This is a genomic window from Pseudomonas sp. ADAK7, assembly GCF_012935675.1.
In the GTDB taxonomy this organism is placed as follows: domain Bacteria; phylum Pseudomonadota; class Gammaproteobacteria; order Pseudomonadales; family Pseudomonadaceae; genus Aquipseudomonas.
This window is the reverse complement of sequence record NZ_CP052861.1, coordinates 1,809,758-1,833,139: the sequence shown is the minus strand read 5'-3', so window position 1 is coordinate 1,833,139 and position 23,382 is coordinate 1,809,758. Positions and strand designations below refer to the sequence as shown.

Below are 23,382 nucleotides of genomic sequence, written 5' to 3'. Positions count from 1 at the left end.
AATACAACGCGCGGCGATAAGCCTGCGCGGCCATGCATTCGAAGGGCGGTCATGAGGCGATCCAGCTCAGGGCGAACAGGGTTTGTCCTGGCAGGTCGAAGCTGACGCGACCGTCCTGGCAGTGAAACGGTGCGTCGCGGCTGCGGTTGTCGGCACCGAAGTAGCGCAAGGAACCTTTGGCCAACGGGCAGTTCGCCCCGGTCAGGTCCACCCGTTGCAAGCGCGTGCCTTTGTTGACTCCCAGCAGGCTGCGTTGCAGCTCGGTGGCCGTGGCCAGCGCGTCAACCTCGAAGGCGTCGTTCTCCAGGCGCATCACATTCTGCAGCCAATGCTCCTGGATGAACTGTTGGGCCAGGCCCACCGGCTTCATCTCGAAATGATTGTCATCGAGGACTTTGAGCATGCCTTTGGGGTAGTTCGGCTCATCGGCGGCCTGGAACCAGTTGAGCATCTCCAGCAAGCCGTCCTGGGCCGAATTGATCGCCACCGAGGCCCACCACAACGAAGCGAAATGGGTGTCCTGATCGTAGGGGCTCAGGCTTGAGCCGCTGGACATATTGGTCTGGTCCAGCAGCAACGCCTTGCGTGGTCGGCCGTTGGCGTCCAGCCCCACCAGGTCAGCGGCGCGGCGCACGCTGTCGCGGTAGACCCGGGTCGCCAGCAGGTCGCGAATCATCCATTCGTGCCAGGCCAGGGCGTCGATCTGCTCGCCGGATTCCGCCAGCAGGCGCCGGGCCCAGTCGATGCCGCGCTTGTCCGCCGCGTTGTCGGCGAACGGGCCGTTGACCAGTCGGGAACTGGCAGGCATGGCGATACGAATGCCGGCCTTGGCGTTGGCCGGATTGCTGCGCACCTGCCGGGCCATGCTGTTGAAGATGCTCTGGTAGCTGGCGTAATCGGGGTAGTTGAGGTTCGGCTCGTCGGCGAAACCGATGTAGTGGGTGCCCTTGCCGCCGAGGGCGCGGGTGCTGGCGAGCCAGGCGTCGAGGCCGCTGTTGCTCATGGTGTCGGCTCGCAGATCGGCCTGGCGTTGGCTGCCGGCGAGCAAAGTGATGTCCTGGGTAATGCCGAAACGGTCCTGATACAGCTGACGGAACGCGTCTTCGTAATGCGGCTTGCGCTGGGTGATGTCGACGAAACTGTAGTAACTGGCGGCCCGCGCATTCAGCGCATCGAGCAGCGCAAAACTGGAAGGCGGCGGCATCACATAGGGCAGGGCGATGCCCAGGTTCGGAGTCGGCCCCAGCACGTCTTTGTGCAGCGTCAAGCGAGTCTGGCCGTCGTCTTCACGCAACGGTTTGAGTTGCTGCGGATTTTGCGCAAACAGGTTGGCGGTGCCGTCGAGCCAGAACGCCACTTTGCCGCTGCCGCGCAGGCGCAGGCGCCAGACTTGTTCGCTGGCGCTCACCGGCAGTGCGACTTGATCGAACTGCCAATAGGCGCGATAGGGTTTGAGCGCCAGCAGCAGTTGTTGGTTGTCACCTACGCGCTGGGCTTGCAGGGCACCGACGCCACCGTGGAACTTGCCGGCCAGCACCGCGTGTTCCCCCGGCGCGACCTTGAAATACAACTCGTCGCCGTCACGGGATTCGGCACTGAAATGCACCTTGGCCGGGGCGAACAAGGCCACCGTGCGCTCGTCGTGCTCGACCTTGTAGCGGCGGAAACTGTAGCCCGGAATCTCCAGCTGATAACTGGCCGCGCCCGGCGCCAATGGCCAGCTCTGGGTGCCGCGGGACTCACTGGCGGCGATCAGGCGTTCACCTGAAAGCTTGCCTTGGCCGTCGAGCAGATAAAGGTGTTCTTCGTTGGCGTCCGCCTGCCAGGCCGGCGTCCAGCGCACGGTCACCGTGTCGGGGCGATCCGCTTGCAGGTACAGGCTGCCGTCACGAATGTCCGACCAACGCATCGGCGCCGCTTGAGCGCCGAGCGCAAGGCTCAGTCCCAACAGCAGCGCCAGGCGTTTCATGCCGACTTCCGTTGCAGCATCAGCAGCATCGGCGCGACGTCGCTGGGCAGGATGATCAGGGTTTGCCAGACCGGCACGCCACTCAAGCGGCAATACATCACCAGCAGCGCAATGGTCACCGCCAGATAGGCAATGGACGAAGCGGCGGCGGCGCCGACAATGCCGTACGCCGGAATCAATACCAGGTTCAGGGCCAGGTTGAGCAGCGCGCCGATGCCCATCAGCAGCGACACCGTGCCGGGGCGATTTTTGCCCAGCAAGTCCAGGCGCAGAATGCTGGCATAGCACAGCCCCAACAGTCCCGGCAGCAGGGCGAGCAACGCCGGGTACGCGGGTTGGTAGGCGATACCGAACAGCGTGATGATCAGCCATTCACCGATCACCGCCATGGTCAGGCAGGCGCCGAGCATTACCGTGGCGGTCAGGCGCAGGGCCAGCGGGGTGACTTTGTCCATGCCTTCGTCTTGTTGCAGCAGGCGTTTCATCAGCGGCGTGGTCACCGCTTCCGGGACGATCAGCAGCAACTCGGCGGCAGCGCTGGCCATCGCGTAATGACCCAGCGCAGTGCTGCCGAGCAGGGCGCCGATGAACAGGTAGTCGGAACGCAGGATCACTTGCTGGAACAGCAGGTCGGGATGGCTGCGGGCGCTGTAGCGCAGCAGTTCATTTTGACCGGCGCGGTCCCATTGCAGGGTCAGCGGTTGATTGCGCTTGAGCCAGACCCAACCGGCGAGCACCACCAGGCTGATGCCGGCCAGCCAACTGATCAGCGCTGCTTCAAGGGCCGCGGTTTTCCACATCCAGAACAGCGCGAGGAACAGCAGCAACGGCGCCAGGGATTCCACCAGGCGCAAAGCGTTGAACGCCACCACGCCGCCAGACGCGTTGTGCAAGGTCAGCAAACCACTTTTCAGCACCGTCAGCGGCACCGCCAGCAACAACAGCCAGGCGAGCAAACCGAGTTGCGTGGTGATGTCCAGTTCGCTGCCGAATTCCCGGGTCAACGCCACCACCAGCAAGGTCAACAACAGCGCCAACAGACAGCCGAACACCAACACTTGGCTCAGCAGCAACCCCATCGGTCGTTGCTTGGCCGCTTGATAACCCACTGCCGAATTCAAGCCACCGCTGGTGGCGGCGCTGATCAGGTCGGGCAGGGTGCTGAGCAGCGCGAACAAACCGCGTTCGCTGGGCCCCAGAATCCGCGCCAGCAACACGTTGCGCAGCAAACGCAGGCCGATCATCGCCAGTTTGGTGCCCATGCTCAGGGCCAGGTGCTTGAGGTAATGGCTGCGACTCATGGCCGTGCTCCGCGGTAGATGCGCCACGACAGCAACTCCGGATTGCGCGCCGTGCGCTGGCTGACGCCGAAGCGCGGCAAGGCCAGGGGATCGTTGGCGCCGCGATAGATGCCGGTGCCGGTGCCGAGGGCGAACGGGAAGTCGTGCTCGGCCACCTGTTGCCGCACCCGTGCATCGTGGTCGCCGTTGGGGTAGCAGTAGACCGGCAGCGGCCGGTTGCAACCGTTCAACAACGCATCGCGGCTGCGGCTCAGTTCTTCGTCCAGACGTTGATCGTCGAGGCCGGTGAGGATCGCGTGACTGGCGCCGTGGGGGCCGAAACGCACCAGCCCGGAGGCTTCCAGCGCCCGCACTTGCTGCCAGTCCAGGGCCTGGGGCAGCGACTCTTCGGGGCACTCGTCGGTCAGCCGGCTCAAATCGTCCGGCGCCAGGGTTTTCAGGCTTTGCAGGTAGTGCAGCAGCGTCAGGCTGCGGCGCTGCACATCGAGGTCATCCATCAGCACCGGCAACGGGCGGCCGACCTGTTGCAGGCATTCGATCAAGTGATGCCGATCCCTTTCGCCATGACTGCCCCACAGGGTTTCACCGAGGCTTTCCCACCAGAAACGCTGGCGGCTGCCGATGAAATCGGTGGAAAGAAAAATGCTCGCCGGCACCTGGTACTTTTGCAGCAGCGGAAAGGCATTCACCGCGTTGTCGCGCCAGCCGTCATCAAAGGTCAACGCGACCCTGGGCCGCTCCGAGCGCAGGGTGCCAGGGTGCAGGATGTCCATCAGTGGCACGCAGTCGAAGTGCTTTTTCAGCCAGACCAGCAAGTGTTCGAACGCTTTGGGTCCGACGCACAGTTCATTGCGATGGGGCAGGTCGGCGGCGCGGTCGTTGGCCAGCACCCGGTGCAGCATCAGGATCACCCCGGCGCCGTGCAGTTGACTGCGCCCCACCGGGGAGTTGAGGTACAGCCAGCCACTGGTGCGTTTTAATAATTGTTTGATCGCCATGGCACGCGCCTCTCATCGATTTTGCTCGGGGTTCCACTGGCTGTACCGCTGGCCACGCAGGAACTGCCACAGACCGATACTCATCCCGGCAAGGGTCACCAGGAGAAACGCGGCGAGGCGAAAGGGTTTGGGCAAACGGTGTTGCGAATCCAGCAGACCGGCGATGGCCACCGCGTAACCGAGCAACTGCGCCACCAGGCACATTTGGTAGAAACCGTGGTCGTCCCACAGCCAGAAATTGCTCAGGAATAACGGCACTAACAGGATCGGTGCCAGACGCCGGATCAGCTTGTGACTGATCAGCGCAATCGAATACAAACCATACTTCAGCGGATTGAGCAGCTCACTGCGCTGGGCCAGGCTTTGCAGGCCACCGACGGTGACGCGCTGGCGACGACGGAACTGTTTGTTCGCTTCATCGACGCCCTGGTCGATCACCTGCGCCTCGGGCACATAGACGATGCGTTTGAACGCCACCGGCGCGCAGGTGCTGATAAAGAAATCATCGTTGACCTCCGTCGGCACGTTCTCGAACAACTCGCGGCGCAGGGCGAGCAACGCGCCATCGGCGGAAACCATGCAACCGGTGCGGTTTTCCGCCCAACGCAGCCAGCCTTCGTAGTGACGATAGAGGCTGTCGCCGACACTCAGGCCGCCACCGGTCACCGGGATCACCATGTGCCCGGCACAGGCCCCGACCTTCGGATCGGACAGCGGCGCGAGCAAGTGGCCGAGGGTGTCGCGGGACCATTGGTTGTCGGCGTCGGTGAACACCAGAATGTCGCCGCTGCTCAAGGCCACGCCGGCGTTCAGGGTTGCGGCCTTGCCCTGGCGGGGCAGGTCGAGCACGGTGATGCGCGGGTCGATGACCTTGTGCGCGCAGGCCACGGTGTCATCGGTGGAGCCGTCGCTGACCAGAATGATTTCCAGGGTTGCCGGCTGGTAATCCTGGGCGAGCAAGGTGCGCAGCTTGTGCTCGATATGCCGCGCCTCGTTGTGCGCGGCGATCACAATGCTGACGTTCAGCGGCGCCGCCGGAACGTGATGCCGCGCTGCAAACAACGGCGCCAGCAGCGTCAGCAGCAGCGGGTAACCGACGTAGGCGTAGAACGGCAACAGCAGGCATAACCAGAAAATGAATTCAGCCACGGGCGGGCCTCCTGGCATTCCAATGACACAGACTGAGAATGAACGCGGCGCCGGCCAGGTGCAGACGCACCCAATGCAGGCCCCACAGTTGCAGGGTCAACAGCACTTCGCGGTGTTTCATGCTCTGGCGCAGGCTGAGGATCAGCGCTGGCATCGCGGTGATCATCACCATGATTGCCGCGTGGTGCGGGAAACCGTCCAGCAACGCGGAGATCGCCAGGAAATCCAGCAACCAGACCACCAGCGACAGCATCGGAAACCGCAGCAGGCGCAGGCTGTAGCCGTGGGTGCGGAGCAGTTGCAAATGACTGCCCTGGCGCCACATCTCCTTGCCCATCCATTCGCGCCAACTGGCTTCATAACCCCAATGCAGGGCCACGCTTTGATTGACCGCCAGCAAGCGCGCGCCGACCTCCCTCAGGCGCATGGTCAGGTCCTTGTCTTCGCCGGTGCGCAGGGACTCGTCGAAGCCGCCGATCTGGTCGAACCACGTGCGGCGCATGATCAAATTGGAGGTGGGCAGCCATTGCACCGGGTGGGGCTGGCTGAGGGGGCGCAGCGTGCGGCGCTGCCAGGCATCGGCGTACCACGGCGCTTGCGCCGGGGTGTGCAGGTCCAGGCCGAACACATCGGCGTGGGCGCCAGACTCGAGATCGAACAGCAGGCTCAGCCAGTTTTCCGGCATTTCGACGTCGGCATCGATAAAGGCCAGCCATTCCCCGGTAGCCAGAGCCGCTCCCCGATTGCGCAGAGCCCCGATCAGCAGACCGGGCAGCACCAGCACCTGCGCGCCGAACTGCCGGGCAACCTGCGGGCCGTGATCCTCGGAGCCGTTATCGACCACGATCAACTCACATTCCACGTCCGCCGCATCCGCCGCCTTTTGCGCACAGAGCAAGGTCCGGCCGATGTGCCGGGCTTCGTTGAACATGGGGATGACAATACTGATTCGTTTCATGCCTTGGCCTCCGTCAGTGGCGCTTGTTCTGCCTTCAGGCGTAGCACGCTGGTCAGCGCAAGCATGATCCACACGTACTTTTGGTTGGGGGCGCTGAGGAACATCAGGAACAGCGTCAGCGACAGGAAACTCATGCCCAGGTGGGTCATGAAGTCAGCCTCGGTCCAGTTGCGGCGCAGCATCCAGGCACGGCGGGCGCGAATCAGGTTGTACAGGCCGAGGGCGAGCATGCCGACGAACAACAAGCCGGCGGGAATCCCCAGTTCGCTGAAGATTTCCAGGTAGGTGTTGTGAGCCCGGCGGTACAGGTCGCCGACTTTACGGTTGGCCGAGAACGCCTTGGCGTAACCGGTGGTGGCGTAATGCAACGGGAAGGTTCCGGGGCCGGTGCCGAGCAGCGGGTTCTCGCGGATCATCTGGCCGCCGACCACGATGTACGAGGCGCGACGACCAAGGGATTCGTCCTGGCTCTTGGCGCCCGCGCTCAAAATGCTCAAGGACTGAATACGCGCGATATAACCCGGCGGCATCGCGTAGAGCGCCAGCGGAATCGCGATCGCCAGGCCGAGCATGGCAAACCCCAGGTGCCGTGGACGGATGCGTGACAGTTCAGTGCGGTAGTGCCAGGCACCGATCATCAGGCTGAGGAACAGCACCACCAGCCCGGAACGGGATTCGGTCTTGGTCATGCCGCCCAACAGCGCCAGGCAGCACAGGCCCCAGAACAACCGGTGCAACAGGTTCGGGCTGCGGATCACCAGCAACAGGGCCAGGGGCACGGCGAAGGCAATCAGCATGGCAAAGGCGTTCGCGTCTTCCAGCAGGCCGGCGGCGCGGCCCTGGTCTTGATACTTGACGGATAACATCGTTAATACGCAGGTCACCGTGACGCTGAGGGTCGCCAGTTTGGCGAACAGGTCCAGGTTCAGCTCGCGACCGACCAGCAGCGTGATCACAAACAGAATCAGGCCGACGCTCAGTTCCCGCAGGTGACCCATCGATACACCCAGGTCATCGGTATTGAGCGTGCTCAGCAGGTACAACACCATGAACCAGATCAGGAAGCGCCAGATGTTGCTGCGCAGGCGTTCGGACGGAATCTGATGCAGGGCCAGTTGCAACATCAGGATCACGGCCAGCGAGGCGCCGATGAATTTGGTCCCCGACAGGGCGCTGTCCTTGAAGAAACCCTCGAAGGGTACCAGCGCGACGATACCCAGCAAGCCCCAGCCGGGCTTGCGATAGAGCACCGAGAAACCCACCAGGCCAAGCACCGCGCCGGGTGCCAGGTAGGGATAAGGGCTGGCCAGCAAACCGAGGCAGACCAGGCCGAGCAAACTGATGATCGAGAGCGGAAAGATCACGCGCGTGCCTCCCGTGCGGTACGGATATAAAGCTGCGACCAGCGTTCGGCGAGGGCCTTGAGGTCGTAGCGATCCAGTTGTGTACGTTTTGCGTTGTGGCTCAATTCGCCGGCCAGAACCGGTTCCGCCAGCAAGGTGCCGATCTGCCGGGCGAGGGCGGCGCTGTCGGCCGGCGTGGCGAGCAAGCCGTTGTGCCGGTCTTCCAGCACATCGGGAATGCCGCCGACGCCGAATGCTGCCACCGGCACACCGGCCTGCATCGCTTCGAGCAAAATCATCGGCGTGCCTTCGGTGCGCGAGCTGATCACCAGCGCATCGAGTCGGCGCCACCACACCTTCATGTCGGTCTGGTACCCCGGCAGGGTGATGCGGTCCTGCAAACCCGCATCACTGATCCGCGCCAGCAGGGTTTCCCGTTCCGGGCCGTCGCCGAGCATCACGGCGTCCAGTCGAGGGTGTTGCTGACACAGTGGAATCAGCGCATCGAGAAACAGGTCCGGGCCTTTTTCACTGCTCAGCCGCCCGACGTAACCGGCCAGCCAGCGCTGGCGATTGACGCGGTGCGGCAGCAGGCCTTTGGCCGCCGGCAAGCCATTGGGAATCACCTGCAATTTTTCCGACCGGACACTGGCCTGGCGGCACAACGCGGCGATGCTTTCGGCGACGCAGACCACTCGATTCACCGAGGCGGTGCGGCACAGTTGCAGGCTCAGCCAGGTGTAGAACTTCTGCTTGCGGCTGCGCGGCGTGAAGCCGTGCTGGGTAATGACCAGCGGTAAACGCAACAGCGTCGCGCCGACCCAGCCGAACAACAGGCCTTTGAAATTGTGCGTATTGATCAGCGGCTGTTCGGCCCGGCGCTGACGCAAATGCGTCAGCAATGCCCCCAGCCCCGAGCAGCCCTGGCCATCCACCCCGGCCTCGCGAAACCGTTCGATCAGCTCTGGCGGCGCATCGAGAAACAGCACTTGGTGCTGCCCCGGCGTCGCCAGGCAATGATCCAGCAGCATCCGCTCAGCCCCATAGAAGCCGCCGCTGCTGAGCAAATGAATGATCGGCAGGGCGCTGGAAGGCGTGAGCGGCGCGTTCAATTGCGCACCCAATGCACGAAGCTCGGCACGGTCCAGTTCTTGTGCGGATTGTTCGGCAGCATGTTCTGATCGTTGATCACCAGCAGCACGGGCAGGCCCAGTTCGTGGGTGATTTGCGCAGGATGCTTGAAGCGGTGATCGAAGAACTCACGCACGTAGACCAGGGCAATCGCCAGCAACAGACCGGTGAACAAGCCGAACGGTATGATCAGGAACGGCTTGGGAAACGCCGGGGCCGTCGGTTCATACGGTGGGCTGAGCACCCGGGCGTTGGACAGGTCGTTGTCCAGCGAACGGGCCGTGCTGCTTTCGGCAAAGCGTTGGGCGTAGGTACCGAACGCCGCGTGCAGGGCGTTGATCTCGGTGTCCAACTGCCGCAGCTTGCTCTGGGTTTCCTGCAACTGGTGGATGCGGTTCTTGAAGTCGGCGATGCGCGCGGTTTTCTGGTCGATCACCGAGCCGACAATCGCCAGGTCATTGGTGCGCTCCTGAATCCGGTTGCTCACCACTTTGAGGAACTGCTGGCGGGTGCGGGCGATTTGCTCGCGGGTCAGCAACATCGGTTCACTGCCTGGCTGGAAGATCGCCAGGTCGTTCATGTAGCGGCTGACTTGCGTGGTCAGCGCCTCACCCATTTGTTTGATCTCGCGATCTTCAAAGGCGACGTTGTCCACCGTGGTGGTGAAGGTGTAGGGGAAGGTGTAGTCGTTGAGTTTGGAATTGCTCGCGGCGGCCAGGCTGGTTTTCAGGTATTCGAGCCAGCGTTGGCTTTGCAGGCGGCGGTCCTGGTACAGGTTGAGTGCTTGCTCCTCGGTGTTGATGGCGTTGAGGCGGAAAGTGATTTCTTCCTTGGGATCGGACGAACCTATGGCTTCGAGCAACGACAGCCGTTTGCCTTCCAGGCCATCGAGACGCACCTCGTATTGCTGCTTCTTGGTTTCATAGAAGCTTTGCGGCAGTTCGATCGATTGCAGTTCCTGGCGGCTGACCAGGTAGTTCTGCAGCAACGTCGCGACAAACTTGGTGCCCTGTTGCGGGTCGCCAAAGCTGTAGATGATGGAGATCACGTTGGAGCCCGGCAGCGTTTCGATCTTGAGCTTGTCGATGGCCTCCTGGGTCAGCGAGTCCAGCACCGTGTCGCGCACGGGATCGGTCTCCATGCCCAGCGCGGATTTCACCGGGTTGATCACGTATTCGCGCAGCGGCGTGGTGACATAGAGCTTCAGCGGCTCGGACACCATTTTGTTGAACATGCCGGGAGCGGGGGTGTACTCACCCTTGTCCCGCAGTTCGCTGATGGTCTGACGAATCAGCGCCGGCGAACGCAGGATATTGCTCTCGGTTTCCATGTCCGCCAGTGACGGCGGGATGAAACTCGCATTCTCCTGATTCAGGGACGTGGTCGCGTCACCCTGGGAAAGTTTTTTCGACTGGACGATGACTTGCGCGGTGATGTCGAAGCTCTGCTTGAGCACCAATGGCAAGGTCAGCGCGATGACTGCAAAGACCAGGAATACTCGTTTCACCAGCTGCTTGTTGGCGAAGAAGATCCTGAAGAACTCGTGCAGGTAGTTTTCCTTTGGATTCATGTCAGGTCACCCGAGAGTTAGTTGCTGTCGCTGTCTTTGTTGTCGACGCGGTAGCCAAAGCTGAACCCCACGCCCTGGAACAACACCACGTCCGCCAATTGCCGCGCGAGCTCACCGGCGCTGGCCAGTTTGGTCTTGGGCACGTAAAGCATGTCGTCCGGTTGCAGGTAGGCAATCTGCGACGCATCGCCGGACAAGGCTTTTTCCACGTCGTAGCGCCGGGCCTGCACCTGGTTTCCGTTGCGGCGCATGATCACCACCGAATCGAGCCGCGCCTTGACGTTGGTGCCTCGGGCGAGGGTCAACGCTTCGAGCACTGAGACCGGCCGGCGAATCGGGTAGGAACCCGGCTGGCCGACTTCACCCAACACATAGATTTCGTTGCCCGCGGTGGACTTGAGCAAGACGTCGACGGTCATCCGCCCCGGGAGGTTGGCGTAGCGTTTGTTGAGGAAGGTTTCCAGTTGATTGACGGTCATGCCTTGCAGCGGCACGGCGCCGATTTCCGGGAAACTCGCGTAACCGTCGGTGCCCACGGTGATCTCCCGGCTCATGCCGGTAGCGGGGTGGTTCAGGGCACTTTTGAGGTTCGACTCGTTGCTCAGCGGGCTGATGATTTGCACGGACAACTGATTGCGGTTGGGCTGGAACAGTTGTTTGCGCTGGTAGGCGCGCTGGATCTCGGTACGCGCTTCTTCACTGGTCAGCCCGGCGATTTTCACCGACGTGTTGGCTCCCGGCAGTTCTATGCTGCCATCCGGCAGCACCAGTTGATTGCCATTGAGCTGGCTGGCAGCGGTGAAGTTCAGGCCGATCTGGTCACCGGGCTGCACGCGATAAGCGTCCGAGCCACTGGTGCTGATGTGGAAGATCACGTCCAGCACATCCTGGGGCCGCAAGGTCTGCTCGACCTTGGGCATGTCGGTTGCCTGGGCATTGGCCGGTGAGGCCGTGAGGATATTCACCGGCATGTTCTGCGTGTCGGAATTGCTGGAGCAACCTGCAAGCGGCAGCAACAGCAGGAGAAGCATTTTGGCGTTCATGGCGTCATCCTTTTCTGGTTGCTTACAGGTTTTTGTAGAGCCATTTGGGCATGTAGTACTTGCGTCGGTTGAACACGCTGCCGACCAGTTTCGCCCCGGCCTGGGTCAGGCGCTGGACCGCGGCCTGGGCCACTTCCCAGCGGGTGTCTTCAGAGCGCACGACCATGATCACGCCGTCCACCTGAGTACTGATGACCAGGGTGTCGGCGGCCGAATACACCGCGTCGCCGTCGATCACCACAAAGCGGTAGCGGCTGCCGAGCTGGTCGAGCAACGGGCTCAGGCGTTCGGCGGTCAGGTGTTCGTTGCCGCGCAGGTGCCGGCCGTTGGGCAGCACATCGAACGGCAGGCTGGAGACCTGCAGCAGGCAATCCTGCAGCAGCGGCGGGGTGCCGGTGCTGAATAGCAGGTCGCGAAAACCGCGCTCTTTTTGCAGGTTGAGCTGGGCCGTGAGGTTGGTCGCCGACTGGCTGGCGTCGACCAGCAGCACTTGGCCGCTGCTCATCTGTGCCAGTTGGCTGGCCAGCACCAGGGCGCTGGTGGTGGTGCCTGCGCCGGGGTTGGCGGCGGTCAGGAATAGGATCCGCAGATCTTGATCGAGCACGGTCGAAGTCAGATTGGACTCGCTCGGGTTGGCGATGCTTAGGGCTTTAGTCGATGAACCGTCCATTTAACTTGCTCCGTGGCCGCTGAATACTTTGAAGGGGGTTTTCAACAGGATCTTCAGATCAAGCAAGAGGCTCTGCTCGGCGATATAGCTGAGGTCCAACTCAACGCGCTGGTCGAAGTCGATATTGCTGCGTCCGGAGATCTGCCACAGGCCGGTCATGCCGGGGTAGATGCTCAGGCGTGCAAGGTGGTTATCCTTGTAGCGGTAGGCGTTGAACGAGGTTGGTCGCGGTCCGACCAAACGCATGTCGCCGGTAAACACATTGATCAGGTTGGGCAGCTCGTCGAGGCTGCTGCGCCGCAGGAACCCACCGATGCGGGTGATGCGCGGGTCCTTGTCGATCTTGAAATCGATAGCGTCGGCACCGTGTTTGTTCAGGTGGCGCAGGGACTCTTTAAGCTCCTCGGCATTGGCCACCATGGTGCGAAACTTGTACATGCCGAACACGCGACCGCGGTAACCGGTGCGTTTTTGCACGAACATGATCGGGCCAGGGCTGCTGAACTTGATCGCCAGGGCCAGGCCCAGCAACAGCGGCGAAATCAGGATCAGGATCAACAAGGCACCGAAGCACGCCACGATTCGGTTGGTGCGGGACAAGGTCCAGGGCCGACCACCGTCGCGACCGGTAATCCAGCCGCGACCCTGCATGTGGATCGCGGTGTCGAGGCGCATTCGGTGCTCGGGGTCCAGGCGCTTGTCACGGCGCAAACTTTGGAGTGGCACACCTTTTTCATGTCCAGTCATAGACTCCTCCGCTGTAGCTCTCAGCCCTGTTGCTCAGCCGCAGGCGGCGTATGGGCGTGCAATGGGTAGTATTCGCGGAACCAGGCGACGAACCGGCGAAGGCCCTCGTCGAGTTCGATGCGCGGTTGAAAACCGGTGTCCCGTTCCAGTTCGTGGACATCGGCACAGGTGTTGAGCACATCGCCCGGTTGCAGCGGCAACAGCTCGACATTGGCTTTGCGGCCCAGGTGCTTTTCCATCAGGGCCAGGTAATCCTTGAGTTCCACCGGGCGTTCGCCGCCGATGTTGTAGATCCGCCACGGCGCCATGCTGCTGGCCGCGTCCGGTTGTTCGCGGTTCCAGTCCGGCGTGCTGCTCGGTGGCCGATCGACCAGGCGAGCGATGCTTTCGACGATGTCGTCGATGTAGGTGAAGTCGCGTTGATGCTGGCCGTAATTGAACAGCTTCAACGGGCTGCCCTCGGCAATCGCCTGGGCGAAACGGATCGGCGACATGTCTGGCCGACCCCAAGGCCCGTAGACCGTGAAGAAGCGCAGCCCGGTGCTGGGAATGCCGAACAGGTGGCTGTAACTGTGGGCCATCAGCTCATTGGCTTTCTTGGTGGCCGCGTACAGCGACAGCGGGTGATTGACGCCGTCATGGGTCGAGTAGGGTGTGTGCTGGTTGGCGCCGTACACCGAACTGGACGAGGCGTAGATCAAGTGCTTCACCGGATGGTGGCGGCAGCTTTCAAGGATGTTCAGGAAACCGCTGAGGTTGCTGTCCAGATACGCCTTGGGGTTATCCAGCGAGTAACGCACCCCGGCCTGGGCGGCGAGGTGAAGCACCACCTCCGGTTGTTCGCTCGCAAACAAGGCTTCGATGGCCGGGGCGTCGGCCAGGTCAATCTGCGCGAGGGGAAAACTGCCGACTTGCTCCTGCACCCAGCGCACGCGATCGTGCTTGAGTTGCGGGTCGTAATAGTCGTTGAAGTTATCCAGCCCGCAGACCCGATGCCCGTCGCGCAACAACCGCAACACACAATGGGCACCAATGAATCCCGCTGCTCCCGTCACCAGAATATTCATGGGCGCAGCACCTCTGGAGCGATGTGCCGCAGGCCGATGCCGCTGTAGTGCAAACCGGCGGCGGCGACGTGTTCCGGGTTGTAGAGGTTGCGCCCGTCGACGATGACCTTGGCGCGCAACTTGCTCGCCAGCAGATCGAAATCCACCACCCGGAAATTCTTCCACTCGGTGCAGATCACCAACGCATCGGCGTCTTCCAGGGTGTCGTCGCGGGTGGCGCACAGGTGCAGGTCATTGCGGTAGCCGTAGATGCGCCGGCATTCGGACATGGCTTCCGGGTCATAGGCCTGCACACTCGCGCCTTCGGCCCACAGCGCATCCATCAGGTAACGGCTGGGTGCTTCGCGCATGTCATCGGTGTTGGGCTTGAACGCCAGGCCCCAGACGGCGATGGACTTGCCGGCCAGGCCTTGGGGAAATTGCGCTTTCAGTTTGCTGAACAGAATGTGCCGCTGGGTATCGTTGACGTCGGTGACGCTGCGCAGCAGACGCAATGGCATGCCATTGTGTTCGGCGGTGTGCAGCAGGGCGCGCAGGTCCTTGGGGAAGCACGAGCCGCCGAAGCCGCAACCGGGGTAGATAAAGTGATAACCGATGCGCGGGTCCGAGCCGATGCCCTTGCGCACCGCTTCGATGTCGGCGCCCAGCAGTTCGGTGAGGTTGGCCAGCTCGTTCATGAAACTGATGCGGGTGGCGAGCATCGCGTTGGCCGCGTACTTGGTCAGCTCGGCGCTGCGGTTGTCCATGAACATGAGCTTTTCATGGTTGCGGCAGAACGGTGCGTAGAGTTCGCTCAACTGGTCACGGGCGATGTCGTCGTTGGTGCCGACGATGATCCGGTCCGGGCGCATGCAGTCGGCGAGGGCACTGCCTTCCTTGAGAAACTCGGGGTTGGACACGACCCGTACGATCAGCGCGTCTTTGCCCCGGCGTCGCAGTTCGTCGCTGGCGGCTTCGGCAACCTTGTCCGCAGTACCGACCGGCACAGTCGACTTGATGATCAGGGTACGATCGGCTTCCATGAAACTGGCGATCTGCCGGGCCACGTTCAGCACATGGCTGAGGTCGGCGGAACCGTCTTCATCGGCCGGCGTACCGACCGCGATAAAGATCAATTCGGCATGTTCGACCGCATCGCTGGCCTGGGTCGTGAACAGCAAACGGCCAGCCTTGATGTTTTCTTCCAGGGTGCCGGAAAGTCCCGGTTCACTGATCGGTGGAACTGCCTGTTGCAACTGTTTGATCTTGTTCGGATCGATATCGACACACAGCACGCGATGTCCGACATCGGCCAATGCAGCTGCTTGAATCAGGCCAACGTAGCCCGTACCAAATACGCTCACGTCCATATTGGCGTGCCTCGTAAGACGGTGGAAAGATCAGGAATTAGACTGTCAAAAGGGGTATAGCCCAGCCTTGGCAAATCGTGTCAGCAAAATGACATGTTGCTCTTCTAGAACACCCCCGTTTTTGGGGGCGAATGGCCATCAAGTGCTTGCTGTGTCTGGATTTGCCGCGGTTTTGACGGGTTTTTCACATTTAGAAGAAAACGATAAACGGTCGAAAGGCTTGAAATACAAGGGCTGTAGCGCTTTGAGTGTGTCAGATTTGAGTCAACAATTTTTTGACGCTTTTAGGAAAAACCCGGCATTTCTTGCGGTTTGATGGCTCGGTGCTAGTGTCAAAAAATGGCTGACAAACTATTGGCAAAACACCCTCGCCGAGTTGCGTAAATACTATGATTCGATATTTGAAAGAACTGCTGTTAGTTCTCTACTTAATCAAGAATTACGATTATTACCTGGAGCGCCTGAGCGCCATGGGTATCGGTTTTCCGGTGCTGCTGTTTAGCGCGATGTTTATCGCGCTGACGGCAGCGCTGTTCATGACCGCGTACATCCGCCAGACGCTCATCAGGCATTTATTCGCTATAACGCTGTTTATATCCGCAGTGTTCTTTGACGTTTATACCCGGGTGACCGCCGATTACCTGACTTACAGCAGTTTTGTGTCGTTGGTGTATTCCGGCGGTTTCATCCAGGAAGCGGCGTACCAGTACCGTGATCCGCTGATCAGCGGCTTGCTCAGTGGCCTGTTGCTGCTGTTCGGCATCGGCCTCAAGCCCCGTCGGCGGATGCCGCTGCCGGGGGCTTTGCTGGTGGCGGCGCCGGTGTTGGGGGTGTTGCTGCTCAGTGCGGTGCTGTTTGTGCGGGCCGGCGAGGGCGCCCGGGGCCTGCCGATCATGTACACGCCGCTGGCCTACCTGAATCTGTTCACCTATGAAGCCCTGCACAACACCGTCGGCCCGCGGGAACCGGTGAAACTGGCGCGTAACGATCAACCGGTGGGCCACGACATCGTGCTGATCATCGACGAGAGCATTTCCGGCAACTACCTGGACATCAACGCGCCGTTCGGCGTGCACAGCAACCTCAAGGAAGCGCGCCCCGGCGTCGACATCTTCAATTATGGCTACGCCGCCTCCATCGCCAATTGCAGCGCCGACACCAACATTACCCTGCGCTACGGCGGCACCCGCGCCGACTACATGCGCATCAACACCACGCTGCCGTCGATCTGGCAGTACGCGAAAAAGGCCGGGCTGCGCACCGTCTACATCGACGCCCAACGCACCGGCGGTAACCTGCAGAACCTGATGAACGACGCCGAGAAAAAAGACATCGACGAGTTCGTGCAATTCGACCAGACCAGCGTGCGCGACCGCGACATGGCGGCGGCGACGAAATTGATCGAATTGCTCAACGACGATAAACCGCAGTTGGTAGTGATCAACAAGGTCGGCGCGCATTTCCCGGTGCATGACAAATACCCGGATGCCTTCATGGCCTACCGCCCGACTTTGCCCCGTGGGCAGTTCGTCGAAGTGGCGGACACCGGCAAGCGCGATGGTTTCAACGGCCAGCCGGATGATTGGCTGCTGTACCGCAACGCCTACAAGAACACGTTGCTGTGGAATGTCGGGGAGTTTTTCTCACGGCTGTTTGCCCAGGCGGATTTGAGCCATGCCACGCTGATCTACACCTCGGACCATGGCCAGGATCTGCATGAGCGCGGCAATCCCGGGCTCAATACCCACTGCGGCGGCGACCCGGTGGAGGAGGAAGGACTGGTGCCGTTGGTGGTGATTCAGGGCAGCGGGTTGAAGACGCTGGACTGGTCGGCGCAACTGCCCGGCAACAAGGATCGGTCGAGTCACTACAACATCTTCCCGACGCTGTTGCAGTTGATGGGGTACGACCTGGCGGGGGTGGAAGCGGTGTATGGCAAACCGCTGAGCGTGGCGACGGCGGATGAGTTCACCTTCAACTATCGGTTCAATGCGCGGCTGGGGGCGAAGCCGGAGTGGAAGCATATTGATTTGAAGACGATTGTGACGCCGGCGCAGGCGGCAACGAGCGTAGCGGCGGGGCAGTGACACCGTAAAAAGATCGCAGCCTTCGGCAGCTCCTAAAGGGGATCGAGTACACCAACCATGCCCGGTGGATACACGCAATCCCCTGTAGGAGCGGCCAAAGGCTGCGATCTTTTGATCTTCGTTTTTCTAATTCACCCACCGCGCCCGATACACCCCCGGCGCACACCCCAACCAGCGCAAACACGCGCGGTTGAAACTCTGCACATCGCCGTAACCCAATCGATCCGAAATCTCCACCAGCTCCAGAGCCCCAGCCTGCAGCAAGTCTTCAGCTTGGCAGCGCCGATACTCATCCAGCAACTCGGAAAAACTCCAGCCCAACGCCTTCAAGCGCCGCGCCGCCGTGCGTTCCAGCATGTGGTGATCAGCGCAAAACTGTTGCCAGTTGGCACCCGCGAGGTCGGCGATCAGATGGTCGCTGACCTGCTCCAGCAATGTCGGTTCGCTGTTGAGTCGGGTTTGTTCCAGCAAGTCCACCAGGGTTTGCTCCAGCTCATGATTGCCCGGTGTCAGCGCGGTCACGAACAACTGCGGATCGAGGCGGAGCGAAGGGTGCGGCTGGCGCCAGTGCACCGGTGCGCGAAAGGCTTGTTCGTGATCCTGAGGATTGGCCGGTGTCGGCCACGCCAGATTGACGCCCAGTATCGGATCGCGCTCCAGGCCACTGGCGAGGAATTTTCGGCGCAGCATGCTGCACAGGCCGATGAGGATGTAATCGGTGGTCGGCGCGCTGGCCTTCAGGCTGCCGCAGTCGAGCAGGCGCAGCTCGACACCGTCCTCGTCGCGTACGATCTGCGCCTGGTAGTGCCCGTTGAAAAACGGAAAGAAGCGGACGAAATACGCGCAAGCGCTTTCCAGGGTCGCGGCCACATCGAACAGGTAGGTCAGGCCATTGGTCGCGGTCGAGACAAAACGCCGTCCCGCCGCGAGCCCGATCAATGGGTCGGCGCTTTGCTCCAGCGCCAACGCCCAGAATCGTCGCGACAGAAACAGCGGGATGCGCATGAACGGCGTGCGCAACTCGAACAAGCTGCGGTGAAACACACGTTCAATGGTTTCCCGTGCGACGCCTCGGGCCAGCAGTTCTTCGATGGCTGGCAGCAAGGTCGGGGCGTAGAACGCATTCGGCAATGGCTGATCGCTTTTTGTCATGTAGGGCTCACAGCGTGTTCCTGGACACTGGTTAGGCTGCCCGACGTTAAGCGATTTGCCGGAGCAAGACCATGCTTGATTTACGCCAGCTCGACCTCAACCTGCTGCTTGCCTTCGACGCGATATACCAGCAACGCAGCGTGACCCGCGCCGCCGAGGTGATGTGCCTGTCGCAACCGGCGATGAGCAATGCGCTGCGCCGGCTGCGGGATTTGTGCGGCGATCCGTTGTTCATCAAAAGCCGTCTCGGCGTGACGCCAACGCTGGTCGCCCATCGCCTGGCCGACTACGTGCGCGCGGCGCTGGAATCGTTGCGCGACGGTTTGCGGATGATCCCGGCCGCGCGCCAAAGCAATCCGCTGCTGCGCATCAGTTGCCTGGATTGCCTGCAACCGGTGCTGCTCGATGCGCTGCTCGAAGCGCCCCAGGCCGACTGGCAGGTGCGCTACTTCCAGCCACGGCGGCGGGACGCCTTGCAAGAATTGGCGAGCGGCAAACTGGACATCCTGATCGACCTCGACCAACCCCTGGCCGGGCTCGCCGGTCTGCACAAGCAAGTGTTGCCGGCGGACCATTACGTGTTTGCCTATGGCGCGGCGCTCAAGGAACCGCCGCGCACGCTGCAAGCCTATCTGGAACAGCCGCAGATTCAGATTTCCAGCCGTCGCGACGGGCTCAGCCCGGTGGATCTGCACTTGGGGTTGAAAGGCTTGCGTCGCACCCTGGCGGTGAATACCCAAAGCACCCTGGCCGCCAAATTGATCGCCGACCGCCAGCCTTTCGGCATGAGCCTGCCGAGCCGGGTCGCCAGTGTGCTGGGGTTGCAGCAGGTGCCGTTGCCGCTGGATGAACCGGTGGAACTGAAACTGGCGCTGTACATCGAGGCCCGTTATCGCTTTGAGCGCAGTCGGGAAGAGGCGATGCATTGTTTGTTGCGGGCGTTGGGTGAGCCGCGGGCATTGCTGTCGCTGGCGCGGCGTGCCTGACACAGAGCGATGGCTGCTTGATCATTTGGCAGTCGATTTTCGGTTGATGTCATCCCTCCGCCAGCAACCGCCGATCCACCGTCAGAATCGCCTCAATCATCGCCAGCGCCGCCGGGGTCAGGGAGTAACCGGCGCGGCTGACGATGCCGTAATGCAGCTGCAAACCGGGGTCGTCGCTGGGTACGTCGGCAAACTCCAGCAGGCGGATCAACCCCTGATCGGCCAGTTCGGTGAGCGCTTCCATCGTCGCCAGGCCCACGGCGTCGGAGTACATCACCACTCGGCGGATCGCATCGAATTGCGCGCATTCGACACTCGGGTTGAAGTCCGGCTCGCCCTGGATGTCGGCGAGGATCTTGCGAATCATCGGCGGAATCCGCGTGCCGACCACGGCGTAATCGAGCAATGCCCGCAGGGACAAACCCTTGCGCCCCGCCAACGGGTGATCGACACGGCAGAAGAACCTTCCACGCCGTGGTCGCAACAGCTGCACCTGATATTGCGGATCGCCGGTGAAGTAGCGCGCATCGGCCACCAGGAATTCAATCTGCTGCTCGCGCAACCACAGCGACAGTTGCTCCCAGTCGCCCAAATGAAAACGCGTACGGATCGCCGGATGCGCCTGGATGAATTCGGCCAGTGCAGCGGGCACCAACAACTGTGCCGGATAAGGGCCACTGCCGAACTGCAGCTCGCCGCCGGTCAAGCCGTTGTACTGGGTCAGTTCGTTGTGCAAGGCCTGGCTGCCGGCGAGCAAGCGCCGGGCGTGTTGCAGCACCAGTTCGCCCTGGCCGGTGAGGCGAAATTCACGGCTGCTGCGTTCGACCAAGGCGCAATCGAGGTCCCGTTCCAGGGTCTGGATGCTGCGGCTGAACGCCGGTTGACTCAGGTTGATCGCCTCGGCCGCGCGGCCAAAACTGCGGTAATCGGCGAGGGCGACCAAGTGGCGAAGCTGGCGTAGATCCATCATGCGTCTCCTGCATTCTGAGGATACTTTTAATGCATTTGATCGATATCACAACGACTGGCATAAGTACACGCCTGCCCACTCGATGTCATCTGCCATGCCTGACCAACCCTTTGCCTCCAGTGCATTTACCCGCACCATTCTCAGCCACGCCCAACAGTCGGGCTTGTGCCAGGACCAACTGCTGGCACGGGCCGGCATCAGCCTGTCGTGGCTCGACGGCCAAGGGCAGCACATCCCCGCGCACCTGGTGGAACAACTGTGGAATGAATGCGAGAGCGCCGGTGCCGGTGCGACGTTCGGCTGTGAACTGGTCAACGGCATGGCGACGGCTTGCCTGCAGGGCTTGAATATCCTGCTCGATTCCGCCGCGACCCTGCGCGCGAGCCTGGCCTGTTTCGTCGAGTTCCTGCCACGGGTGACCAATTGCGTGGTGGCGGAACTTGAGGAGGTCGACGGCCAGGCTCGATTGCATGTGCGCGCAGCCGGGCAATTGCCGCATTACTTTGGCCTGGATGCGGCGACGTTGAGCCTGGTGCGCAACATCGCCCGGCGTGTCGGGCGGGCGCCGGGCGAGGTGTTTATCGCCGTCAGCCTGACCTCGCAGCAGGCGGCCGGCCCATGGCTGCACAGCGTCGGCATCGCGGTTGAAGAGGGGCCATACCCGTGTCTGACACTGCCACTGGCCAGCCTCGACCAACCGTTGCTCGGGGCCAATCCATTCCTGCATCAGAGCATGCTTCGGCGCTGGCAAACCGAGGCTGCGCAACACGCTCGCAGTGACAGCCTGGACATGGCGCGGCATTGGCTGACCGCCGGTGACCAACCCATCGAGCGCATTGCCGAGCGCCTCGGGTATCGCCAGCCGAGCAACTTTATTCGCGCCTTTCGCAAACAGTTCGGCATCACGCCCAAGCAGTTTCGGCTGGGTTGTGCCGAGCCGGTTTAACACCGCGAACGCACGCTGATGATTACTTTTTGTCGGCCATCGCTTGCGTGTGCCGGCTGAGAGTTGGGCACCGTGTCCGGGCTGAGTAATCCTGACCGGAGCCTAATAATGATAAGAAAATGCTCGGCCACCGCCGGAGTCCGCCCGCGACGCCATCGGCTTGGCCAAACCCGCCCGCAGCCCCTTGCGCTGGCGGTGCTTGCCGTCCTCGCGGGACCTTCGTATGCCACCAGTTTTGACATTAATGACGACTGGACACTGTCGACCAAAACCACCTTGACCCTTGGCAGTAGCTGGTCAACGCAAAACCCCGACAAGCGCCTGATGACCCGCGCCAACGCGTTGCAGGCCCAAGGCGTGCGCGCCAATGGCACCAGCGTCAGCGCCGACGACAACCGGCTCAATTTCGAGAAGGGCGATCCGGTCTCGCAGAACTTCAAGGGCCTCACCGATTTCAGTCTCGATGGCCAGGGTCAGGGCGCATTCGTGCGCTTCAAATACTGGTACGACCATGCCTACGAAACCCGCGACGGGCGCTTCAAGCAGTTCGACGATTCGGGTTGGGACGACCTGTCGAAATTCCAGGGCTTCAAGATGCTCGACGCCTACGTCTGGAAGGACTTCCAGGTGGCCGACCGTCCGCTGACGGTGAAGGTCGGCAACCAGGTGTTGTCCTGGGGCGAATCGCTGCTGATCCAGAACGGCATCAACGTGATCAACCCGCTGGACGTCTCGGCGTTCAACCGTCCGGGGGTGGAGATCAAGGAAGGCCAGTTGCCGGTGGAAATGCTGTCCTTCAGCTTCGGCCTGTCGGACAGCCTCAACCTCGAAGGCTTCTACCAATACAACTGGCGCCCCAGCGCGCTCGATGGCTGCGGCACTTTCTTCGCCAGCAGCGATGTGATCCAGAAGGGTTGCGGACCGTTGTACCTGAGCCAGGTGCAGACCGATCAACAGATGCAGGCGGCCGGGTTGTACGCCTCGCCTCGGGGCAATGAATCGCCGTCCGACAACGGCCAGTTCGGTTTCGCCCTGCGCAACATGATCCATTCGCTGAACGATGCCGAGGCGGCGATCTACTACATCAACTATCACTCGCGGCTGCCGTATTTCACCCTCGATGCGAAGAACACCAGCCTGCCCGGCACCTTCCCCGGTGGCGTCCAGGCGCCGAGCTACGCGGCGGCGTTTCCGGAGAATATTCACCTGTATGGCATCAGCCTCAATGGCGTCGAGCCGATCAGCGGGATTTCCCTGGCCGGCGAGCTGAGCTATCGGCCGAACATGCCGTTGGCGATCAATGCGCCGGACATCAACGTGGCGGTGATTTCCGGGCCGGGCGGCAGTTCCTGGGTCGACTTGCCGGCCGGTTTCAATATCAACAACGGCAGTCGCTACGACGGCTGGGTGCGCAAAGGCGTATGGCAGATGACGGGCTCGGCGACCCAGGCATTCGACAACGTATTGGGCGCGACCCGATTGAGTCTGTTTGGGGAGGTTGGCGTGGTGCACATCGACGACCTCGGTGACGAGCGTCTGGGCCGCAATGCCGCGTTCGGCCGCAGTGCGCCGCGCAATGGCACGGCCTGCAACACCGTGGCCTCGGGCGTGACCAATCAGTATTGCACTGACAAGGGTTTCGCCACGCCGTGGTCCTGGGGTTATCGCCTGCGCGCCAGCCTCGAATACAGCGACGTGTTGCCCGGTATCAACCTGATCCCGGCGGTGAATTGGCGGCATGACGTCTCGGGTTATTCCTACGATCCGCAAGGGCCGTTCCAGGAAGGCCAGCAAGCCCTGGGCGTGAGCCTGACCGGCACCTACCTCAACGATTACAGCGTGGAACTGGCCTACAACGCGTTCTTCGGTTCCAACGACTACAGCACCCTCGACGACCGCGATTTCGCATCCGTCAGCTTCAAGGCAGACTTCTAAGGAGAACCGTT

The 23,382-nt window shown here is 61.8% G+C and carries 19 protein-coding genes; 4 read left to right on the top strand and 15 right to left on the bottom strand.

Annotated elements, in window-relative coordinates; translation table 11 throughout:
* Window positions 1–49 precede the first annotated feature (49 nt).
* From HKK53_RS08445 to HKK53_RS08385, 13 genes are read right to left on the bottom strand one after another with little or no spacing between them, the layout of a single operon-like run.
* Complete coding sequence (locus HKK53_RS08445) at window positions 50–1,969, bottom strand: hypothetical protein (protein WP_169370433.1); 1,920 nt, start codon at window positions 1,967–1,969, stop codon at window positions 50–52.
* Complete coding sequence (locus HKK53_RS08440) at window positions 1,966–3,270, bottom strand: lipopolysaccharide biosynthesis protein (RefSeq protein ID WP_169370432.1); 1,305 nt, start codon at window positions 3,268–3,270, stop codon at window positions 1,966–1,968. The genes HKK53_RS08445 and HKK53_RS08440 overlap by 4 nt, the downstream gene beginning before the upstream one ends.
* The gene (locus tag HKK53_RS08435; RefSeq protein WP_169370431.1) at window positions 3,267–4,268 is read right to left on the bottom strand and encodes a polysaccharide deacetylase family protein; all 1,002 of its coding nucleotides are present in this window, start codon (window positions 4,266–4,268) and stop codon (window positions 3,267–3,269) included. The genes HKK53_RS08440 and HKK53_RS08435 overlap by 4 nt, the downstream gene beginning before the upstream one ends.
* A 12-nt stretch (window positions 4,269–4,280) precedes the next feature.
* The gene (locus tag HKK53_RS08430) at window positions 4,281–5,417 is read right to left on the bottom strand and encodes a glycosyltransferase (protein ID WP_169370430.1); all 1,137 of its coding nucleotides are present in this window, start codon (window positions 5,415–5,417) and stop codon (window positions 4,281–4,283) included.
* The gene (locus HKK53_RS08425; protein WP_169370429.1) at window positions 5,410–6,375 is read right to left on the bottom strand and encodes a glycosyltransferase; all 966 of its coding nucleotides are present in this window, start codon (window positions 6,373–6,375) and stop codon (window positions 5,410–5,412) included. Before HKK53_RS08425 ends, HKK53_RS08430 begins: the two co-directional genes overlap by 8 nt.
* Entirely contained in the window at window positions 6,372–7,739 is a 1,368-nt protein-coding gene (locus HKK53_RS08420; protein ID WP_169370428.1) for an O-antigen ligase family protein, read from the bottom strand. The genes HKK53_RS08425 and HKK53_RS08420 overlap by 4 nt, the downstream gene beginning before the upstream one ends.
* Entirely contained in the window at window positions 7,736–8,830 is a 1,095-nt protein-coding gene (locus tag HKK53_RS08415; RefSeq protein ID WP_169370427.1) for a glycosyltransferase family 4 protein, read from the bottom strand. The genes HKK53_RS08420 and HKK53_RS08415 overlap by 4 nt, the downstream gene beginning before the upstream one ends.
* On the bottom strand, window positions 8,827–10,419 hold the full coding sequence (locus HKK53_RS08410; RefSeq protein ID WP_169370426.1) for a GumC family protein: 1,593 nt from the start codon (window positions 10,417–10,419) through the stop codon (window positions 8,827–8,829). Before HKK53_RS08410 ends, HKK53_RS08415 begins: the two co-directional genes overlap by 4 nt.
* A 17-nt stretch (window positions 10,420–10,436) precedes the next feature.
* A complete protein-coding gene (locus HKK53_RS08405) occupies window positions 10,437–11,462 on the bottom strand; it encodes a polysaccharide biosynthesis/export family protein (RefSeq protein WP_169370425.1) in 1,026 nt (341 codons plus the stop codon).
* 22 nt (window positions 11,463–11,484) lie between these two features.
* Complete coding sequence (locus HKK53_RS08400) at window positions 11,485–12,132, bottom strand: CpsD/CapB family tyrosine-protein kinase (protein WP_169370424.1); 648 nt, start codon at window positions 12,130–12,132, stop codon at window positions 11,485–11,487.
* Window positions 12,133–12,879: a sugar transferase gene (locus HKK53_RS08395; RefSeq protein ID WP_169370423.1), complete on the bottom strand. Its 747-nt coding sequence runs from the start codon at window positions 12,877–12,879 to the stop codon at window positions 12,133–12,135.
* Between the two features lie 20 nt (window positions 12,880–12,899).
* Entirely contained in the window at window positions 12,900–13,946 is a 1,047-nt protein-coding gene (locus HKK53_RS08390; protein WP_169370422.1) for an NAD-dependent epimerase, read from the bottom strand.
* Window positions 13,943–15,295 (bottom strand): UDP-glucose dehydrogenase family protein, encoded by a 1,353-nt coding sequence (locus HKK53_RS08385; protein ID WP_169370421.1) that lies wholly within the window; start codon window positions 15,293–15,295, stop codon window positions 13,943–13,945. The genes HKK53_RS08390 and HKK53_RS08385 overlap by 4 nt, the downstream gene beginning before the upstream one ends.
* A gap of 389 nt (window positions 15,296–15,684) precedes the next feature.
* Here HKK53_RS08385 and HKK53_RS08380 point away from each other — a divergent pair, with 389 nt between their 5' ends.
* Window positions 15,685–17,382, top strand: coding sequence for a sulfatase-like hydrolase/transferase (locus tag HKK53_RS08380; RefSeq protein WP_169370420.1), 1,698 nt, complete (start codon window positions 15,685–15,687; stop codon window positions 17,380–17,382).
* Between the two features lie 126 nt (window positions 17,383–17,508).
* Here the strand turns inward: HKK53_RS08380 and HKK53_RS08375 are convergent, their stop codons facing one another.
* Window positions 17,509–18,534, bottom strand: coding sequence for an AraC family transcriptional regulator ligand-binding domain-containing protein (locus HKK53_RS08375; RefSeq protein ID WP_169370419.1), 1,026 nt, complete (start codon window positions 18,532–18,534; stop codon window positions 17,509–17,511).
* Between the two features lie 71 nt (window positions 18,535–18,605).
* On the opposite strand from HKK53_RS08375, the gene HKK53_RS08370 reads away from it, so the two are divergent.
* Complete coding sequence (locus HKK53_RS08370) at window positions 18,606–19,520, top strand: LysR family transcriptional regulator (protein ID WP_169370418.1); 915 nt, start codon at window positions 18,606–18,608, stop codon at window positions 19,518–19,520.
* 49 nt (window positions 19,521–19,569) lie between these two features.
* Here HKK53_RS08370 and HKK53_RS08365 read toward each other — a convergent pair whose 3' ends face one another.
* A complete protein-coding gene (locus HKK53_RS08365; protein WP_237267159.1) occupies window positions 19,570–20,490 on the bottom strand; it encodes a LysR family transcriptional regulator in 921 nt (306 codons plus the stop codon).
* Window positions 20,491–20,584: 94 nt separating this feature from the next.
* Here HKK53_RS08365 and HKK53_RS08360 point away from each other — a divergent pair, with 94 nt between their 5' ends.
* Both HKK53_RS08360 and HKK53_RS08355 read left to right on the top strand, forming a co-directional pair.
* Window positions 20,585–21,436 carry an AraC family transcriptional regulator gene (locus HKK53_RS08360; protein WP_169370416.1) on the top strand — a complete coding sequence of 284 codons (852 nt, stop codon included), beginning with the start codon at window positions 20,585–20,587 and terminating at the stop codon, window positions 21,434–21,436.
* Between the two features lie 108 nt (window positions 21,437–21,544).
* On the top strand, window positions 21,545–23,371 hold the full coding sequence (locus tag HKK53_RS08355; RefSeq protein WP_169370415.1) for a DUF1302 domain-containing protein: 1,827 nt from the start codon (window positions 21,545–21,547) through the stop codon (window positions 23,369–23,371).
* Window positions 23,372–23,382 lie beyond the last annotated feature (11 nt).

Excerpts from the sequence above, each read along its gene's own strand:
- HKK53_RS08445 (WP_169370433.1), bottom strand. The coding sequence starts at position 1,969 with ATGAAACGCCTGGCGCTGCTGTTGGGACTGAGCCTTGCGCTCGGCGCT.
- HKK53_RS08440 (WP_169370432.1), bottom strand. The coding sequence starts at position 3,270 with ATGAGTCGCAGCCATTACCTCAAGCACCTGGCCCTGAGCATGGGCACC.
- HKK53_RS08435 (WP_169370431.1), bottom strand. The coding sequence starts at position 4,268 with ATGGCGATCAAACAATTATTAAAACGCACCAGTGGCTGGCTGTACCTC.
- HKK53_RS08425 (WP_169370429.1), bottom strand. The coding sequence starts at position 6,375 with ATGAAACGAATCAGTATTGTCATCCCCATGTTCAACGAAGCCCGGCAC.
- HKK53_RS08410 (WP_169370426.1), bottom strand. The coding sequence starts at position 10,419 with ATGAATCCAAAGGAAAACTACCTGCACGAGTTCTTCAGGATCTTCTTC.
- HKK53_RS08405 (WP_169370425.1), bottom strand. The coding sequence starts at position 11,462 with ATGAACGCCAAAATGCTTCTCCTGCTGTTGCTGCCGCTTGCAGGTTGC.
- HKK53_RS08400 (WP_169370424.1), bottom strand. The coding sequence starts at position 12,132 with ATGGACGGTTCATCGACTAAAGCCCTAAGCATCGCCAACCCGAGCGAG.
- HKK53_RS08395 (WP_169370423.1), bottom strand. The coding sequence starts at position 12,879 with ATGACTGGACATGAAAAAGGTGTGCCACTCCAAAGTTTGCGCCGTGAC.
- HKK53_RS08390 (WP_169370422.1), bottom strand. The coding sequence starts at position 13,946 with ATGAATATTCTGGTGACGGGAGCAGCGGGATTCATTGGTGCCCATTGT.
- HKK53_RS08385 (WP_169370421.1), bottom strand. The coding sequence starts at position 15,295 with ATGGACGTGAGCGTATTTGGTACGGGCTACGTTGGCCTGATTCAAGCA.
- HKK53_RS08380 (WP_169370420.1), top strand. The coding sequence starts at position 15,685 with ATGATTCGATATTTGAAAGAACTGCTGTTAGTTCTCTACTTAATCAAG.
- HKK53_RS08375 (WP_169370419.1), bottom strand. The coding sequence starts at position 18,534 with ATGACAAAAAGCGATCAGCCATTGCCGAATGCGTTCTACGCCCCGACC.
- HKK53_RS08370 (WP_169370418.1), top strand. The coding sequence starts at position 18,606 with ATGCTTGATTTACGCCAGCTCGACCTCAACCTGCTGCTTGCCTTCGAC.
- HKK53_RS08365 (WP_237267159.1), bottom strand. The coding sequence starts at position 20,490 with ATGATGGATCTACGCCAGCTTCGCCACTTGGTCGCCCTCGCCGATTAC.
- HKK53_RS08360 (WP_169370416.1), top strand. The coding sequence starts at position 20,585 with ATGCCTGACCAACCCTTTGCCTCCAGTGCATTTACCCGCACCATTCTC.
- HKK53_RS08355 (WP_169370415.1), top strand. The coding sequence starts at position 21,545 with ATGATAAGAAAATGCTCGGCCACCGCCGGAGTCCGCCCGCGACGCCAT.